This is a genomic window from Larkinella knui (genome assembly GCF_003858645.1).
Taxonomy (GTDB): domain Bacteria; phylum Bacteroidota; class Bacteroidia; order Cytophagales; family Spirosomataceae; genus Larkinella; species Larkinella knui.
Genome location: NZ_RQJP01000002.1, coordinates 727,617 through 745,392 on the forward strand (window position 1 = coordinate 727,617; position 17,776 = coordinate 745,392).

At 42.7% G+C, this 17,776-nt stretch carries 13 protein-coding genes and 1 pseudogene; 7 read left to right on the plus strand and 7 right to left on the minus strand.

What is annotated here, in order from left to right:
- The first annotated feature begins 61 nt into the window (after positions 1-61).
- The gene (locus EHT87_RS11855; protein WP_185716193.1) at positions 62-1,360 is read left to right on the plus strand and encodes an outer membrane beta-barrel protein; all 1,299 of its coding nucleotides are present in this window, start codon (positions 62-64) and stop codon (positions 1,358-1,360) included.
- 101 nt (positions 1,361-1,461) lie between these two features.
- On the opposite strand, the pseudogene EHT87_RS31935 reads toward EHT87_RS11855, so the two are convergent.
- From EHT87_RS31935 to EHT87_RS11880, 5 genes and pseudogenes are all read right to left on the minus strand, one after another.
- Positions 1,462-2,723 (minus strand): annotated as a pseudogene (locus EHT87_RS31935) (IS256 family transposase).
- Positions 2,724-3,025: 302 nt separating this feature from the next.
- Positions 3,026-3,439 (minus strand): HEAT repeat domain-containing protein, encoded by a 414-nt coding sequence (locus EHT87_RS11865; protein ID WP_185716194.1) that lies wholly within the window; start codon positions 3,437-3,439, stop codon positions 3,026-3,028.
- Between the two features lie 303 nt (positions 3,440-3,742).
- The gene (locus EHT87_RS11870) at positions 3,743-4,054 is read right to left on the minus strand and encodes a hypothetical protein (protein ID WP_124906835.1); all 312 of its coding nucleotides are present in this window, start codon (positions 4,052-4,054) and stop codon (positions 3,743-3,745) included.
- A gap of 18 nt (positions 4,055-4,072) precedes the next feature.
- Positions 4,073-5,356, minus strand: a complete 1,284-nt coding sequence (locus EHT87_RS11875; RefSeq protein WP_124906836.1) for a Y-family DNA polymerase — start codon at positions 5,354-5,356, stop codon at positions 4,073-4,075.
- The gene (locus EHT87_RS11880) at positions 5,353-5,841 is read right to left on the minus strand and encodes a LexA family protein (protein ID WP_124906837.1); all 489 of its coding nucleotides are present in this window, start codon (positions 5,839-5,841) and stop codon (positions 5,353-5,355) included. Before EHT87_RS11880 ends, EHT87_RS11875 begins: the two co-directional genes overlap by 4 nt.
- A gap of 188 nt (positions 5,842-6,029) precedes the next feature.
- Between EHT87_RS11880 and EHT87_RS11885 the strand changes: the two genes are divergently transcribed.
- The 3 genes from EHT87_RS11885 to EHT87_RS11895 all read left to right on the plus strand — a co-directional run bounded on the left by EHT87_RS11885 (position 6,030) and on the right by EHT87_RS11895 (position 7,150).
- Complete coding sequence (locus EHT87_RS11885; RefSeq protein ID WP_124906838.1) at positions 6,030-6,248, plus strand: hypothetical protein; 219 nt, start codon at positions 6,030-6,032, stop codon at positions 6,246-6,248.
- Between the two features lie 44 nt (positions 6,249-6,292).
- Positions 6,293-6,610 carry a hypothetical protein gene (locus tag EHT87_RS11890; RefSeq protein ID WP_124906839.1) on the plus strand — a complete coding sequence of 106 codons (318 nt, stop codon included), beginning with the start codon at positions 6,293-6,295 and terminating at the stop codon, positions 6,608-6,610.
- Between the two features lie 270 nt (positions 6,611-6,880).
- The gene (locus tag EHT87_RS11895) at positions 6,881-7,150 is read left to right on the plus strand and encodes a hypothetical protein (RefSeq protein ID WP_124906840.1); all 270 of its coding nucleotides are present in this window, start codon (positions 6,881-6,883) and stop codon (positions 7,148-7,150) included.
- 176 nt (positions 7,151-7,326) lie between these two features.
- Here EHT87_RS11895 and EHT87_RS11900 read toward each other — a convergent pair whose 3' ends face one another.
- Positions 7,327-7,971, minus strand: a complete 645-nt coding sequence (locus EHT87_RS11900) for a response regulator (protein ID WP_124906841.1) — start codon at positions 7,969-7,971, stop codon at positions 7,327-7,329.
- A gap of 11 nt (positions 7,972-7,982) precedes the next feature.
- Entirely contained in the window at positions 7,983-11,120 is a 3,138-nt protein-coding gene (locus EHT87_RS11905) for a ligand-binding sensor domain-containing protein (protein ID WP_124906842.1), read from the minus strand.
- Positions 11,121-11,569: 449 nt separating this feature from the next.
- On the opposite strand from EHT87_RS11905, the gene EHT87_RS11910 reads away from it, so the two are divergent.
- The 3 genes from EHT87_RS11910 (at position 11,570) to EHT87_RS11920 (ending at position 17,746) form a co-directional block, all read left to right on the plus strand.
- Positions 11,570-12,349 carry a peptidoglycan-binding domain-containing protein gene (locus EHT87_RS11910; protein WP_124906843.1) on the plus strand — a complete coding sequence of 260 codons (780 nt, stop codon included), beginning with the start codon at positions 11,570-11,572 and terminating at the stop codon, positions 12,347-12,349.
- Positions 12,350-12,407: 58 nt separating this feature from the next.
- The gene (locus EHT87_RS11915) at positions 12,408-14,114 is read left to right on the plus strand and encodes a membrane dipeptidase (RefSeq protein ID WP_124906844.1); all 1,707 of its coding nucleotides are present in this window, start codon (positions 12,408-12,410) and stop codon (positions 14,112-14,114) included.
- Between the two features lie 149 nt (positions 14,115-14,263).
- Positions 14,264-17,746 (plus strand): patatin-like phospholipase family protein, encoded by a 3,483-nt coding sequence (locus EHT87_RS11920; RefSeq protein ID WP_124906845.1) that lies wholly within the window; start codon positions 14,264-14,266, stop codon positions 17,744-17,746.
- Positions 17,747-17,776 lie beyond the last annotated feature (30 nt).

Here is a 17,776-nt window from a genome sequence, read left to right on the forward strand (position 1 = left end):
GAGATACATATACCAACATCTGCTTTTTTGCGTTTTTGTACTTTTTTTCTTGCCAATCTGTATGATGGCTCAGGTAATACCTGCTAGCTATAAAAATCGGATTGTAAAGCTGGAAGCAGAAGGAAATAAATTGCAACATGGGTTTATTGTAAGCGAGCGCAATAATAGACTTTATATTATAACCATACTAACCAAACCAGTAGAAGAGTACCCCATAGATATTTTGGCTATCATGAATGATGGACAAAGAATCAATGGCCGCTGGTACAAAGATGACAAGGCACTAAAAAACGCAAATCTGATGCTCCTAAGCATTCCCAAACCAACGAACTACAAGTTAGATAAAATTACTTATTTCACCCGTCCGGTACCAGGTCAACTTGTTGCTTTGCAATCTGGAAACAGCCCGACATCCATTTCATTTCGTATAAGCGGTAATCCACCTAGTACGATTAAACTAAATCCTGCTAGCTATTATAAACCATCAGATGAAATCATTGGTGCGCCAGTCTACTTGCCAGATAGAGGGTTGATTGGGGTCATAAGTTCAGCAGATGCCATAAACATAAATACTACGCCTATAAGCGTGGTTCGTGATGCGATTCGAAAGGATGACAGTGAACTTTTTGATCCTGAACCCTTTAATAGAGAATCAGATGAGATTATCGTCACTAATGTGGGAGAAACAACTCCAGTGACCAATTCAGAAGAGATTACAAATCGGAGTACATACCCTGGCGGTAAAACGCCAACCGTTTCGGAGGAACCCGATAAAGTCCATCGCCTGCGTTTTGGTGTCGGTCTTGGCCTTAATTTTGTACCTAAACCAGCTTCACCTGCTTTTGATAATCAAAATAAAGTAAAAGGGTATATATCATTTACTCTTAATTTCAGGCTCTTCCAACGTTTAATCTTACATGCTGATCCACGTTGGAACAAATATCAGGTTGTATTTGCAAAAGATTCCAAATACGCCAACTACGCATTAACTCATATGGATATGGAAAGCCTGGAAATTCCAGTGGGCTTCGATTACCACTTTTCGAATAAGGCAAACACATTCTTTTTACGAATAGATGGGTCGGTCAGTAATACGATTGCTGGTAAATATGAATACATTTTTCAAGGGAAAACGTATACCGTTCCACTACGTAGTAATCAAAAGACTTGGCAAAGGGCGGCCATTATAGGTTTGGGAGCAAAGTCAAAGCAAATGCGCTTACTCGTTTCTTACTACTATGCTTTAGACCCTTTTATTAATAGTAACGAGTTAACAAATACAGTTCCCCAAGTAACTCCATTTAAACAACAGCAAACTAGCTTAAAATATGTAAGCCTAGAATTGGGTTTTTATTTTTGAACTGTTTTACGAGTTGGTGAACGAGCTACAAAGTGTATGTAGTCTGTATATCGTTAAATGAAAGTGGGAGTGTTCAATAAACTGTGTCAGGTTTGGGAGCTTTAATCAAAACCATCCGGTGGGATTCGATCTCCGAAGTTAATCACCAATTGGGATAAAATAGCCTTCCAATTGAAGACGGTTTTCTGCCAGACATTTTCCATGTTTCGGATGGTCAGAAAGGCCAACTTTAACAAGGCATTATCGGAAGCGAAGGCGCCTTTTGTTTTGGTAATTTTTCGAATCTGGCGGTGATAAGCCTCAATGGTATTGCGGGGCCGCCCGAGCGGTGGTGTAAACGATCTGGCGGATTTCGGCCGGGTCGTCAAAATAGACTGCTAAACGCTCCCATTGCTGCAACCAGGGCTGAACGGCTTTGGGATAGATGCCACCCCATTTTTCCTGCAATAGCAGTAGGTTTTCCTCCGCCATCGCCCGATCATCGGCCTGATAAACCGATTTCAAATCCTGAACGAACGGTTTTAAATGCTTATCGGAAATAAAGCGCAGACTAGTTCGGATCTGATGCACAATGCAAAGCTGGACCTGGGTGGCCGGGAAAGTAGCTTCAATGGCCTCTGGAAAGCCTTTCAGCCCATCCACGCAGGCAATGAAGACATCTGACACACCACGCTGACGAAAGTCCGTTAGGACCGAAAGCCAGAATTTGGCCCCTTCACTTTCCGTCAGGTAAATACCTAAGACTTCTTTCTTCCCTTTCAAACTCAAGCCTATGACGCTGTAAAGCACACGGGACACAACTTTGCCTTCTTGCCGGATTTTATAGTACATCGCATCCAGCCACAAAACAGCATAAACACTTTCCAGCGGACGGCTTTGCCATTCGCTTAGCAACGGAATGACCTTATCAGGTATGCTGGAGATCTCCCCAGCCGACAGACTATAGCCGTAAATCTCCTGTAAATGCTCATTGATGGCCGAGTAGCTCATCCCCCGGCCGTACATAGAAATGATCTACTGCCGCTTCGGCGGTCCGATCAAGCTGCTCGGTCAGAACAACCTGGCGTTTAGGAACGGCTAAGGGCTCAAATTCGCTGTTACGATCGCGTGGGGTATCAAGGACAAACTCTCCAGCGCTACTTTTGACGCGTTTGCTGCTTTTTCCGTTGCGCCGATTAGGCACTCCGGCGGCTTGGCCTTCTTGTAAGTGCAAGTCCATTTCCCCTTACAGGGCCGTTTCCAGAAAATGTTTCAGTAAGGGAGCGAAAACGTCATTTTCACCGGTGAGTGCCTTGCCTGCGTAGAGGTCTTTTATGGCTTGTGCCTTAAATGGTCGAAATCGAATTGCTCTGCCATGATACAACTGAGTTGGAGTTAAGTTACTAGTTTCTACTAACTCTGACACAGTTTAATGAACAGTCTCTCTCTTTTTTAATGCAAACTCAAAAGGCCAAATCAATACTACAAGCTCTAGCAGCGGCAATGCAAGGAGCATAAATATTGCTAATAAAAGTCCCTCAGAATTTGTTTGTTGACTCCACTTCCATCGCGATCCATCTTCGATAAATAGATAACTATAAATACATATCCACTTAAGGGAAATATAGCCTGAGAACTTAGAAAAAGCCTTTACCATCTTCTCCGCTTTTGTTTTATAAGTAAAGGTTATGTTAGCTTGTTTTCTTTTCGAGTAATTATTTCACCAATTGACTGCTTCAACCAATCCGAGTCTGCTCGATTAATCAACTTGATGTTTATCAAACTAATCTTGGTATTGCAGGCAAGTGCGTAACGAACCTCTTCATCTGGATCATTAGCCAGAATTTCAATGATAAACGGACTGATCTTTCGCTTTCTGGCTACTTTACTTCTAACATCTGAATTCGGATCAGAGGCTAGTTCTTCGAGAATCTCTAAAGGTACGGTCTTATTGTGAATCACCCACGTTTTGTAATCGGGGTATAGCTCGATCACTTCTTTCCAAGTTTGAAGCGATGCTTCTTCATGAGCAGCCCTAGTATATTCTTCGATAATCTCACTGTTTCTAAGACGAATAAATTCTCTAGCAGAATCAATCATTTCGCTGTTGTATAATCAAATGCTATGTTGCCCAAATTACCAAAAAAGTTATTGGTATTCACATGAGTCCATAAAACGTGGAGTTTGTTGATAGTCGGCATATTTACTAAACAGTAAAGATGTGATAATCAATCCTGTAAAATAACCCGTTCCACTAATCAACGTCTGGAAGCGAGTCTCGTTTACAGAGTTATGAAACATCAGTTTTCTGACCTTCCTTCCAGTTGCCAGCTTATCCATTTTCAGAAAGGACTTTTTGCCAATCAGCTACCGAAGTTAACACCGGGTGGATGCCAGGTAAATTTAACTTCGTTCCATGATCGCCCGAATTTGCTTGTAGTTCTCATTCTCCGTATCGCCCCCGGCCAGATCAAGCAGTAGCGTCAGCACTTGTTTATAATCCCGCCGGTGGAGGGCCACAAAGGAGATACCGACTTCAATGCCCTGCCGTTGCTCTCCGTCCAGATTCGGCAGGATGGGCTTCTGATCAAGATACAAATAGGTCGACTGTTGCCGGATCAGTTCTTTGATTAGTTCGACCTTCAGTCCCTTGATGTTGAAGCGCTGCATTTGTCTGGTGTCCAGAGCCTGAAAGTTTGACGCTTTGATGATCATGGTTTCGATGAGGAATATTTACGCTGCTTTGAGAATTTCTTTCCAGCTGGTTGTTGGCGCTTCGGATGGATACTGCTGCCGGGTGAGCCAGTCCGGTGGCGGCTCGTTAATAGGCATGCGGTCAGCGTAAAACACCAGGTCCCGCCCATACTTGAGCCTGATCCGGTCGAACACCTTTTCCAACCTACTTCGGCGGGGATCGGGCGACTCCACGAATAGTTTCAACTGTTGACTCGTATCCGGGCTCAGTCCCGAGAGCATCACCCCGACCTTATGATAATCGTACCCGGGCGTGTATAAGTGGCTTAGTACACTGGCGGCACACCGAAATAGCACCTCGTTTTCATTCGTCGCAAAGGGTAAGCTAAATGTCAAACTATTGCTGTATTGGGGCTTGTGTTTGGCATAGCGATTGGTGTTGATGAACACCGTCATCAGGGCGGCTTTGGAATGCTGGTGCCGGAGTTTCTCCCCGGCCTTCGTGATATGCCGCTTCAGGGCTTTGGTCATTGTTTCCAGATCGGTGACGATCCGCCCGAAGCTGGGAGCTACCATGATTGCTTTTTTGGGTTTGATCTCCAGTTGCAGCGGACGGCAGACTTCCCCGCGTAATTCGTAGGCCAGCCGCAGGCCCTGAACCGTCAGGTTCTTTTGAATCCAGCCGTCAGGAAGTTGGGTAAACTGCAAGGCGTTTTCAACGCCAATGCCATGGAGTTTCTTTTCCCCACTGTACCCAATGCCCCACAGATCGCCGACTTTCATTTTTTTCAGCACCTCATGAGTCTGCTCCGGCTCACCGAAGGCAAACACCCCGTCATGTTCTTCCCTGCGCTTGGCCACGTAGGTGGCGGTTTTGGCTAATGACTTGGTGAGGGCAATGCCGACCGATACGGGAAGCCGCAGCCAACGGAAGATAATGTTCTTGACCTTGCGGGCGAGGGCAATCACTTCCCGCAGCGTGCCTTTGAACTCGGCAAAAGCCTCATCGATGCTGTAGAGTTCCACGGCGGAAAAGAACCGGCGCAGGATGTTCATCACCCGCGTTGAAAAATCACCGTATAGTTGATACTTGCTGGAAAAAACAATCAGCTTGCCGGCAGTCACCAGGTGCTTGATTTCGTGGAAGACGGCCCCCATCGGAATGCCCATTGCCTTGGCGGCTACACTGCGGGAAATGACATTGCCATCGTTGTTGGAAAGGACCGCAACGGCTTTATCTTTCAGTGCCGGATTGACCGATACGTGGCAGCTGGGATAGAAGTTGTTGACATCCACATGCACTTTCCAGATTTCCTCGGTCATAGCTCGTCCTGAGTAGGCTGGTAAGGAGGGAAAAATACAAAGGTTACCACGCCGACAAACTGAAAATCGCCGCCTTCATGGCAGTAAATCGGTGGATAATCGGGGTGTGAAGCGTGCAGCACAGACATTTGATCCAGCATTTGAATGCGCCGGATGCGGTATCCACCTTCGGCCCACGCCATAATCAGGGTACCGGATAACACCTCCTGGCTGGCATCGACAATCAACCGGTCGCCCGCCCGGATACGGTCACCCTCCATGCTGTCCGTGGTCATTTGGGCATAATAGGTCGCATCCCGGTTGGTGACGACGAGCTCGTTTAAATCACAGGCTCGTTTAAAATCCTGGTTGGCGGGGGAGGCAAAGCCGGTGGTGGGTTGAAAGCCCAGGAATTGCTCGTCCCAAGCCCGGGAATCGAGCAGAATGATTTCATCAGGTAGGAGTAGATCATCGACAATCATGTTAACATGTTGCTCATGTTGCAACTATAACACAATTTATCAATTCATGTCAACTAATATAACATAAATATATTATAAACCTGAGATAACGGTATGATAGCAGCTTGATTTATGCTATCTTTGGGGGCACAATCTAAGTTAACAGAAAGTAGGATCACCCCAGTTTCGTTTGGAACTGGGGTATTTTGTTCAACGGCTTTACGCAACATTCTATGCTGATTATTTCGGGCGAACACCTGGCCGCGATGATCCCTGGCCATTCTTTCACGGTGGTGGCCAATACCGCCATGAGTGGCAATGAAGCGTTGCTCTTCTGTCAAAAGCTGAATGTATCGGGGTCGGTTGCCCAGTTGCTTGCCGATGCTGACATTCGGGATCAGGTGTTTCGGGGTTTGCGTATTGCTATTCCGGAACAGGCACCAAGTGTGTAATACGTGTAGTGGAGAGTGTCAATCTTTATACGACTTAAAATCCGATGGCAAAAGGCGTTTCCCCTGGGCAGCATTTCTTTATAAGAACCGCTGATGGAATAACTGCAATGGCCGTCGTGGAAAAGTGGGAAGCCTCAGGCCGGGTACTGGTACTACACGAAGGAAATCAAGGGGAGCACACCGTTTCCGATTACCTAACCGGTATGCAGTGCAGCCACCATAAACACAAGACTACCGCAAAAAGGCTGGCAGAAGAAACCATGGCAAAAGCCGCTGAGCGAGTCGCATCCGGTGAGTTCAACTGGTCAACCCACGCGGAAATCAACTCACCTGAATTTATTGCGGGCTGGAAGGCTGCATAGGATTTGTTAAGCGCTCATGGCAATTTTTTAATGGGGGTTTTACTGGCTTTCCAGCATCGTCAGAGCGACACGGCGATTGAGCCGACTGCCAAATCAAATACCGGTATGTAAAGGAAGTTTCCGGAAGGGATCGCCCATGTGGGTTGCTGTTTTTATCTTTGCGCAATAGACAACCTCAACGACCATGCGTAAGCCCCGGACCGAAATCACTCAGGAAGAATTGGACGAGCAGATCTGGCAGCTCAATGAAGTGTTTCTGTCGGAGAAGTAATGGAAGTCTACACCAAAAGCTTTTTGCACCACGAGGTTCTCTGTGAGCTTTCCGTCGAAGTAGCCGAAAATGAATGCCGGGTGCTGGCGTTTGTCAACGGAATCCCCGTTTACGATACCAAACAGGTTCAACCTCTTGAACTCGAAGGGGTTCTGCTGACGGCAGAACAGATTACCCGTCAGGAAGCGGAAAAAGCCCAACCGGTCAGCGATGGCGTGACGTCGGTTGTCAAGATGTTGTTGAGGCTGGGTTACACCAAATCTGTTTAAAACCTTTACACTCAAAAAAGCAGAGGATTCGATCGTTTACAAGGCGAAGGATTTCCCAACTTACCTATAACTATGTGAAATACAAGGCTCAGTAAGTGTATTCAAAAAACCATATATTCATTAATACCTTTGTGAAATATACACTGAAAATACTCCAAAATAATAGGTACTTGTAGTCATATGCCTTGCTCACTTACAAATCGGATGAGTTCAGCCAAATTCTTAATTTTCAATTTGTAGTAGATATTTTTTCTATGGGTTTTGACCGTCTCCTCTGAAAGAAAGAGTTGTATAGCAATCTCAGGAGTTGCCAATCCCTGTTTCATTAACACAATGATTTCTAGTTCACGTGAAGAGAGTTTAAACTTTTTCACAAAATCATCTCCTTGGTGAAGAGTGGCCGATTTCCCATTCAAAGTTGCATCAAAATAGGCTATCCCTTTCATCACGTTTTGTAGACAAGCGATCAATTCTTGTTTAGAAGCACTCTTTAGCAAATAACCAGCTACACCTATTTTCTTTAATTCATCTACAAACTTCCGGTAGCTATACATTGAGATGATTACTACCTGAACCGAAGGAAAATCGCTAGCTACTTGCCGTGCAATGTCTAATCCATTCCGATTCGGTAAATTAATGTCTAGCAATACTAAATCAGGGTTTACCAAATGAATAGCCGGAATCACGTCACTGCCAGAATACACCTGTTCAATAACCTTAAAAGGGCTGCCTTCAAACGTCAGCAACGTGCGCAGACCGTCATTGAAGAGTTGATGATCATCTGCAATTAGAATTGTAGCGATCTTGGCTTCGGAAACCATAATTTGTGAGTTTAAAGTGGGACTTGCAAGGTAATTGTCGTGCCGCGTTCGCCTGAATCAATTAATAACCTCGAACCCAAATAGGCTACCCTGGAGCGAATATTTCGAAGTCCGATGCCGGATTGACTCTCTTCCTCAGAAACCATATAGCCCCGTCCATTATCTTCGACTAATAAGGTAACGTATTGTGGGTAAAAAATTAACTGAACAGTTATACGACTGGCCTTAGAATGCCTAATGGCATTTTGCATTAACTCAACGGCAATTCTATAAATGGTAAGCTCAGTTTGGTTGTCTAATCGACGTTCCTGCCCAAAAGTGATAAATTCAAACTCAAGTGCAGAGCCCTCTTCAGCTCGCCGAACAGTTTCTTGTATAATTTCGGATAGTCCTAGTTTGGCAAACTCTGGAGGCATTAAATTATGAGAGATATGGCGAAGGTCGCGAATGGCTTTTTCCATCATGGTGATAGGCTTGACTAAACCATCAGTGGGTGGATGAATTATTTCAAGTGTTCCTTTAATAGCCGCTAAAGTGGCTCCTAAATCATCATGTAGATCAGCCGCTAGCCGTTGTCGTTCTTCTTCCTGAGCCTGAAGGACTTTTTTCAACTCGATCCGTTGCCGACGTAGTTTAAACCGTGTATAATATCGAATGGAAACACCCGTGATCAGAATCAGCCAAAGGACCACTAATAGTCGAAACCAAGATGTTTGCCACCAAGGTGGATGAATGATAACCAAGACGGATATTCCCTTTTCATTCCATAGTCCGTCATTGTTAGATCCTTTAACTCTAAAAATATAAGTTCCTGGATCTAGATTGGTATAACTGACATACCGCCGGGCGCCACTAAAAATCCAATCTGAATCAACACCTTCTAACTGATATGCATATCGATTCTTTGGGGTATTCGTATAATTTAAGGCGGCAAACTCAAAGGAGAAGAAATTTTCGTTGTAATTTAGATTTATGTATGCTGCCTCCGCTTTACCGGATACATACCTGTCAAACAATTTAAATTTAGTGATAACAATAGCTGGTAATTGTCTATTTAACTGAATTTTTTTAGGGTTAAAGGCATTAAAGCCATTAATACCTCCAAAGTACAGGACACCGTCTTTGCCCTTGAAACTAGCTCCTGCGTTAAAGTAGCCGCTGGCAAATTGATCACTTTGTAATCCATCACTTATATCAAAATTGATAAATGTATAGGCGCTGGGCGAAAATTGTGAAAGTCCTTTATTGGTAGCTAGCCAAAGATCGCCTTCCTGATCTGACTGTATAGCATAAACCGAATTATTTGCCAGCCCATCCTGCTCAGTAAAGTTGGTAAATGAGTCTGTTTTTTCATTAAACCTGCAGAGCCCTCCTCCTAATGTACCTACCCACAAAATACCTTTTTCATCGATAAATAAGCTACGAATAGTGTTCGAACTAATACTATGAGAGTCTGCATTTCGATGTTTATAATGCTTAAACTTACCGGTTTTTCTATTGAAATAATTCAAGCCATCATAGGTACCGATCCACAGATTATGATAGCTATCTTCACGAATCACATACGCCCAATAATCGCTTAAACTTTCCGCATCATTGGGATCAAGATCATAATGAGCGACCACTCCAGTTGCAGTGTTAATACTTTTGAGTCCATTCGTAGTTCCCAACCAAATTAAACCAGCATGATCCTCAAATAAAGTAAAAATGTAATCGTTTTCTGACTCGATTACCCCTCCAGTAGCATTAAAATAAGGTTCAAATGCGCCTGTTATTCGATTTAGCTTTAAGAGCAGATTTGCATTTGCAAGCCATAAAGTACCCTTTCGGTCCTCCAAAATAGCGGTCACAATGTCATTGGCTAAACTTTTAAGTTTATTAGATTGATACCGGAAGTGGGTAAATTGACCTGTCTTTTTATCAAGCCGGTCCAGTCCTCCGCCTTCAGTACCTACCCAAACCGTTCCTGCCTTATCTTCGCATAGGGCTCTTATTCCATAAGGTGTCAACGAATTAGGGTCATGTGGTAAATGACGATATACAGGAAATGACTGTCTGTTAGGATCAAATTTAGATATTCCCCCGCCAACGGTTCCAATCCAGAGAATATTTGATCGATCAATCAGGACTCCCAGAATATTGTTACTGCTTAAACCAGTTGTATTTTCTGGTTCATAAACATAGTGGGTGATCGTTGTTCGATCTTTATTTAGCTTATTTAATCCACCACCATAGGTACCCACCCAAAGGTTCCCTTGTTGATCTTCGGCAATTGAACCACGTCTGACAGTGTTATTACTTAATGAATTAGGATCGTTTGGGTTATGTCTATATTGGCGAATAATGTTATTCTTTCGGTCATAACTAATGAGTCCTTTGTTATCTGTGCCAAACCAGAGAATGCCTGCATGATCTTCATAAATACCGTTTAAATCTAAATCCCGGAAAAGATTTTGATCCTTGTGAAGGAGGGGATTATAGATAAATTTAACCTGAGAAGGTTGCTTTCCCTTAGCTGGAATTAACCAAGCTTGATGTAGCCCTTTTTCGGTCGCAATCCAATATATCTTGGATCGATCCTGATAAATCATATAGATTCCCTGATTAATTCTGGAATTAGGTGGATTATACGACGTTTGATGAAATTGTCCAGTCGTCTTATCCAATCGTAGAATCTCGCTTATTCTACCTGTCCCCACCCAAAGCATGTTTTCATCATCTTCATTAAATGCAAAAACAACTCCATCGGGTAAGGCAAAATGGTTGGATCGATTAGGTAAGTAGCGGGTAAATTTTTCCGTCGTGGGATCGAATTTGCAGATCCCTTCGCCTACCAAGCCAATCCAGATCATTCCTTGTTTATCCTCCCAGAGCATTAAGCAGGTATTCTGACTTAAAGAAGTCGTATCTGACGGATCATATTTATAAGTTGTACAGCTATATCCATCATATTTATTAAGCCCGTCAGTAGTTCCAAACCAGAGATAGCCCCTGCGATCCTGAATGATATAATGGACGTCCGTTTGAGATAGTCCCTGTTCTGAGCCAATCCGTTCAAATTGAATGGGTTGTGACTGGCCTGTAGCTGTATTATGAAAGCCGATTAAAAAAGCTAAACCTATGAGTCTAAGTAAATAGTGATTGCTCATCTTAGATCGTGATTAAAATCGCCAAGGGCGAACGTTGTCCATTAAAAGGCACTGCGTCTACTAAGATAATCAACAAATCGTACTCTAAAATTAAAGCAGGCACAACTAATTGACACGAAAATAAGAGATATAAAATGTCTTCAAAATACCCCAAAAGGGGTATGGTGCATAGGCAAGAGAACATTCACCTTTGTCTGGTCATTGAATTTGTTTTTTCTTTCAGCAAATACCTGAAAAAATCAAATCAGGCTGAATAAATTCTATACATTAAAATGAATGAAGGCGGACCGTTACATCTGTCTATGGTGTTAAATGTCGCAGGAGTGCAAATTTAGAAGTGAGGGATTACCAGTAAAATACGTGTAATTCCCCCTTGTAACCATTAATAAATCTACTTTTATTTGCGATTAACATTAAAATATCCATGTATTTTAATTTGCGTTCTTCTTATGTCAACTATATTCCCTTATCCCGGTCGAATTGTTAAATCCGGAGAAAAAAATTCCCAGATTGTGGTATCTATTCAGCAACGGTTGAATGAACTTAAGTGCAGTGAATCGCTACTTTCGGTTGATGGAAGTTTTGGGTTGAAAACTGCAAGAGCCGTTAAGGTTTTCCAAAGCCGTGCCGTAGATATACGGCAAATACCGTTGAAATTAGATGGTCAGATTGGGCCGATAACTTGGGCTGCTTTATTTGGCGAGGAAACTCCTTCAATTCAGCCGGATTCTAATTTACTGCAGGAAGCTATTAAGTTTGCCACTTCGCAGGTGGGTATTATGGAAAATCCACTATTCTCTAATCAAGGACCGGAGGTAAATCAATATTTGGCCAGTGTAGCCCTAGGGCCAGGATATGCCTGGTGTGCCGCCTTTTTACATTGGTGTTTCGATCAGGCAGCAAACCACCTAAATGTAACTAACCCCGTGGTGCCAACGGCTAGCGTGTTGGATCACTGGACGAAGGCCGGGAAAGCAGGCACGAAACGAATTTTTGCGGTTAAGGCGGTTAATGATCCGACTTTAGTGAAGCCCGGGCAGATTTTTACCATCACTTTTGGTGGTGGTTTTGGTCATACGGGCCTTGTCACTTCTGTCGATAATGGTATAATTCATACCATCGAAGGGAACTCGAAACCAGATGGAGGCCTGATCCGGGAGGGATATGGTGTTTTTCGGAGAAAGCGCAAAGTTTTCAATATCAATCTGGGTTATATCGACTATACCTGAGCTCATTATCTCCATTCACTTTCTCGTTTTCCAACTCCATCCCTAACTCCTTACCATAATGAGTTTCTTTGATTTACATTGTCACCCTTTCACCAAAGCAGTCTGGATGAATGGCGACCGCCAAAAGTTGCTGGAAGAAAACATCGTCACGGTTATAGATAGCAAATTTAAACCCGGTGTTGGCAACCTGATCCTGCGGATATTTGGTGGCAGCCAAATCAAATTCTTTGACTCCCAATCAAGCCTTAAGCAAATTACGCAGGGTAGTGGTCAGATCATTGTCGCCAGCCTTGTAGCCATGGAGAATTCATACGCTAATCTGGGGTTTTGTGTTTTTAAGAATGTATTTCAACGCATTCAAAATGTCAATAGGGCACAACTAGAGCGACTAGGCAGAAGTCAGATAAGCTACGCCGATGTTATGTCATTAGAGCGATCATTGGCCATTGATTTTGCTGGAAATAATTTGAATGGTCTCCAGTACAGAATCATCAATTCTTTCGATGAAATTAAGGACGATGGACTATTGAATATTATTCTGTCAATTGAAGGGGGCCATTGTTTCTACCAGCGGCCTTCTGTCCTCGACCAAGAATCTGCCGCAAATGCCCATGAAGTTGTTGATGCTCTGTTTGACTGGAAGCAGAAAGTTAAAACAGGACAGCTACCCCGGCTACTTTACACGACTTTGACTCATCATACTACGAATTGCCTAACTAATCATTCATTTGGTGTGCCGCCAGGATTGGCCGGGGCGGGTAAAAATAGCGTAGCCGGAGGGTTTAATCCTGCCGGAAATAGTCTGACTGATGTGGGCATATCGTTCATACAGGCCGCTTTGAAAGAAACCGATGAGGAAAAGCGCATACTCATTGATGTTAAACATTTGAGCCTGAGAGCCCGACTTGACTTTTATGAACTGCGTCGACAGATGATTAATGAGGGTCATCCGTCATTCCCGATACTAGCCACTCATATGGGCGTAACAGGGCTGTCCTTAAACGATGCCATTGTCGTGCCAGAAACGGGTTGTCGCAAATTCCCCGAAGATGATAACTGTTTCGAGGTTGAATATGTGGATGCAGAACGTCTGAATGGTTTTTTCGTGACTACTAGTTTTGATACCAGAATTGATATTTTACGATTTAACCCGTGGACCATTAATCTATTTGACGAGGATATAACTGAGATAGTTGAGTCCGATGGTTTGATTGGCTTCTCATTTGACAGTCGGATATTGGGGAATGAGGTCGTGGACCGTGAGCGGTTTAGTAAGCATGAAATGAATCCATTACCATCTATTTCCGGAATTGATTTTGATAATGAAATTGATTTGGAAAATGGAGAGGTAATATATCCTTTCCAAAACAAACAGGAATTTGGTGAAAGCCGCTATCCGGAAAAACCTTTCTTTGATGTGCCATTTACCTCTGGCGAGGAATTAAAGAAACATACTGATTTAATGGCCCTTTGCCAGAACATAGTACATGCCGTGCGCATCGGTGGCTCTAAAGCTTGGGACTGCATTTGTATTGGTTCCGATTATGATGGTTTAATTAATTCCATTGACTTCGTGCCTAATGCATCGGTTATCCCAGCCATGGAACGCCTTTTTAAACTATATATGACTAGTATGGTGACTACACTGAACGAGTTTATTGCCGAGCGACATACTGGCGAAGATCGAATCGATATACCGGACGATTTTTACGAACGTTTCGTAATTGAAAATGCAAAAGTTTTTTTGAAAAAACATTTCATATGAAAGTTAGCACCGATCAAGTTTTTTTTTAATTCGCATTTTTATTTACATGGGAAGCTCTATCAAAGTTTTGTTTCAAACAATGAGCTTTCTGCTTAGTTAAGGAATAATTATTTATTTTTATTACTTTCTAAATCATAACTATACAAGAAATGAATGCCATTGTTGACTTAACAGCTCGCGCCGTTTCACTCATCACCGCTATTCAGACGTCACTTTTAAGAGGTTCAGTAACTCAGATTAATAGTAATATAAAAATAAACAGGGAGAAAGAAATCAGTGTACTGAATATCTTGCCTAAGGAATTTGAATCAACATTAAAACTCATTATTGAGCTTGAGGAGAATGTAATATTAGGTGAAAGCAAAAAATCGAAAGAAGCCAGTTTTACTTTACGGGCAGAAGAACTGGTGTGGATCAGTAAACGGGAAGTAGACACTCCAAAATCCGTAGAATATACTATAAATTTATGCGTTGCTCTAATCAATTGGATCTGGAATAACGAGGCAAATGGAATAAATGACTTGCGAAAGGAAAAAGGATCATATCCCACTCCTTTTAATTGGCGTGAAGCAATAAGCAATATTTTATACACAATTCCTGAAGAACGGGTGCGGTTGGCTTCGGCTTTGCAATATATTCCCATAGAGATTGTATTAGCGCTGGGAGGGGGCAGTTACGAGGGGCATTCACAACGAATTATGCAAATGTGGAATGTCAGCGATGTCGACCAAAAAGCCCTGCTGACTCCAGAGGAAATTAAAGTTTTGAGAAAAGTAAAACAGTTGGAGGAGGATTCAGAAGTAGATGTGGAAACTCTTTTAAAAGATGATAATAAACTTATTAAATACTTACTAAAAAATGAAGCACCCTTGTCGTTTGAGGATGTATTTAAATTAGAGTTAAAGGAAATACAGAAAAATCGCGCTTGGCGCCAAAAAGAATTGCACGTAACAGGCTCTATCGATTACATAGAACCGGAGGAGTATTTACCTATTCGGGACCCCTTTCAAAAGGGAAGAGAAATGGGTTTGTACGCATTGGCTTTTTCAGGTGGTGGCATTCGTTCCGCTACCTTTAATTTAGGAGTATTACAGGGATTAGCCACTCACAATCTGCTTAATAAGTTCGATTATTTGTCCACCGTATCGGGTGGAGGGTATATTGGAAGTTGGCTAGCAGCCTGGATAAAAAGAGAAGGCTCCGTCGTTAAAGTCACTAACCGACTTTGTCCTGACAAATCACCCAACCCCTTGGGAGAAGAATTGAAGCCCATTCGCTGGTTAAGGATGTTCAGCAATTATTTGGCCCCGCGGTCCAGTATTATGTCAGCAGATGCCTGGACCGTTGGTGTGACCTGGTTGAGAAATACCTTGTTGAATCAGATTATCATTTTTCTGTTGCTACTTTCTTTGCTGTTTTTGGGCAATTTATTATATGAATTGTGGCTTTCCGACTTTAAATGGAAAGACACATCCTGGCAGTACGTACTAAGTATAAGTGCTATTTTGTTAATACCCATTTCGCTTTTAGCAGGCTTTGGTATGCTCATGTATTCAAGTGAAGCAATACGCTTTGTGGGTATCCGACGAGAGCATACCAATAAACTAAGCAAGTTGATGATATTCTTTGGTACGCTGGTAGCTTATCTGCTCAGTGCTTGGCTGCATTCGCATATAGAGCCTTCTACGCTAAGTAAATTAGACATACTGCTTCCTTCCGCATTCATAACCTTTTTGTCTTTATTCCTTGTTGCCGTTTTGGGTAAATACGATCAGGATATTCGAAAATTTGGTAACGGTGTTTTTGGAACTTGGGTTATTTTGATTGTGACTACCTTGATTGCTACCGTAATCGGGTTATTATGCCTTGTTGCAGCATGGACCATCCTGGAACATATTAAAGCAAAAAATTTCTGTATGGCGGAGGTTCCTGTAGCGGATGAACTTCAATTTATTCTCGGATTGCCTTTAGTACTCGAAGTATTCAGCATTACGGTAGTTGTCCGTATGGCTTTGCTCGGTAAATATTTTCCAGACGAGCGGAGGGAATGGTGGGGCCGAATGGGCGCTTACATTCACCGAATTTCTTTCTTATGGATTTTAATTGCAACGTCCGCCCTATTGGGCCAGGTGTTCGTCGATATTCTGTTTGAGAAAGTATGGAAAGGTATTGCTGCTACGGGTGGGTGGATAGCCTTAGTCGGTTCTACAGTTAAAGCCGCTTTTAGTTCCAAAACATCGAATAAAAAAGATGAAAATAGCTATTTGTCTCAGTTACTAAATGTGCTCAGTTTAGCGGGTCCTTATCTGTTTGCACTTGGCTTGTTAATATTTCTTCCTGGGCTAATTCGCCCCATACTTTTTCTGGCAGATCAAGTAGTGAGGTCAGCGCATTTTCTAACTGTTAATATTCTTGGTCTTGCAACTAAAGTAATGATTCGTCCGGATTTCCAACCTCCTGTCACCACTCACTTGTATATCGACCTGAAAATTTTATGCGTTATGTTGATCTCTGTTTTGTCAGCTTATTTTCTTGCCAAGCAGGTTGGTGTAAATGAATTTTCGATGTATCACTTTTACCGAAACAGGTTGGTGAGAGCTTATTTGGGCGCTTCGCGCAGAAGTACGGACCGGCAACGTACCTCTAACCCGTTTACGGGTTTTGATAACTTAGATGATGAAAAACTAAGTAAAATGCGGAACGAGTATGGTTATTACGGTCCGTACCCAATTTTGAATACAGCGCTCAACGCTTCACAAGTAAGCGACCTTGACCGGCAAGACCGGATGGCCGAGTCGTTTATATTCTCACCTCTATTTTGTGGATTCGATTTTAGCATGATAAAGGCTTCTGTAGATGTAAATACGAAATCCTACGATTATGCCTTCCGCGAAACGGAGCATTATGCGTTTAAAGACGGTGGTCCCACAATCGGCACTGCCATGGCCACTTCAGGGGCAGCGGTTAATCCGAATCAAGGTTACCACTCTTCCACTGCGACCGCCTTTTTATTGACGGTGTTTAATGTTCAACTGGGAAGGTGGATTGGGAATCCTCGAAAATGTACTTGGCAATTGGCCGATCCGGGATTTGGTCTTGGATACATTGTAAACAATTTAGTCGGAAAAACTAATACCCGAAACGATTTTATTGCATTATCAGATGGTGGTCACTTTGATAACATGGGCTTATACGAAATGGTAAGAAGAAGGTGTGCTTTTATCGTTGTTTGCGATGCAGAACAAGACGACCAGTTTACCTGCGAAGGTTTTGCCAATGCTATTCGACGTTGTCGAATAGATTTTGGGGCCGAAATCGTCATTAATCTGGCCTCTATCACAGAAAGGGCTCATCATAGGTTTTCGGCAGCCAATTATGCTCTCGGGGACATTTTTTATGCTGGCAATAAAGAAAATACTGGTAAATTATTATACATAAAATCTTCACTAGTAGATAGAAATATTCCTTTTGACGTTCAGGAGTATGCTTCAAAAAATGAAACCTTTCCACATCAATCTACTGGGGATCAATTTTTTGACGAAGAACAATTCGAAAGCTATAGAAAACTGGGTTTTTACATTGCAAATTGTGCTTTTAAAGATAATAAAGTTAGAGAAAAATTAAAACTTTAACCTTCAGTAAGTAAATGTATAACGCTGAAA

Bases quoted from the DNA above. Each gene is read 5' to 3' on its own strand.
- EHT87_RS11905 (WP_124906842.1), bottom strand. From the start codon at position 11,120: ATGAGCAATCACTATTTACTTAGACTCATAGGTTTAGCTTTTTTAATC.
- EHT87_RS11855 (WP_185716193.1), top strand. From the start codon at position 62: ATGATGGCTCAGGTAATACCTGCTAGCTATAAAAATCGGATTGTAAAG.
- EHT87_RS11865 (WP_185716194.1), bottom strand. From the start codon at position 3,439: ATGATTGATTCTGCTAGAGAATTTATTCGTCTTAGAAACAGTGAGATT.
- EHT87_RS11915 (WP_124906844.1), top strand. From the start codon at position 12,408: ATGAGTTTCTTTGATTTACATTGTCACCCTTTCACCAAAGCAGTCTGG.
- EHT87_RS11910 (WP_124906843.1), top strand. From the start codon at position 11,570: ATGTCAACTATATTCCCTTATCCCGGTCGAATTGTTAAATCCGGAGAA.
- EHT87_RS11920 (WP_124906845.1), top strand. From the start codon at position 14,264: ATGAATGCCATTGTTGACTTAACAGCTCGCGCCGTTTCACTCATCACC.
- EHT87_RS11890 (WP_124906839.1), top strand. From the start codon at position 6,293: ATGGCAAAAGGCGTTTCCCCTGGGCAGCATTTCTTTATAAGAACCGCT.
- EHT87_RS11900 (WP_124906841.1), bottom strand. From the start codon at position 7,971: ATGGTTTCCGAAGCCAAGATCGCTACAATTCTAATTGCAGATGATCAT.
- EHT87_RS11895 (WP_124906840.1), top strand. From the start codon at position 6,881: ATGGAAGTCTACACCAAAAGCTTTTTGCACCACGAGGTTCTCTGTGAG.
- EHT87_RS11870 (WP_124906835.1), bottom strand. From the start codon at position 4,054: ATGATCATCAAAGCGTCAAACTTTCAGGCTCTGGACACCAGACAAATG.
- EHT87_RS11885 (WP_124906838.1), top strand. From the start codon at position 6,030: ATGCTGATTATTTCGGGCGAACACCTGGCCGCGATGATCCCTGGCCAT.
- EHT87_RS11875 (WP_124906836.1), bottom strand. From the start codon at position 5,356: ATGACCGAGGAAATCTGGAAAGTGCATGTGGATGTCAACAACTTCTAT.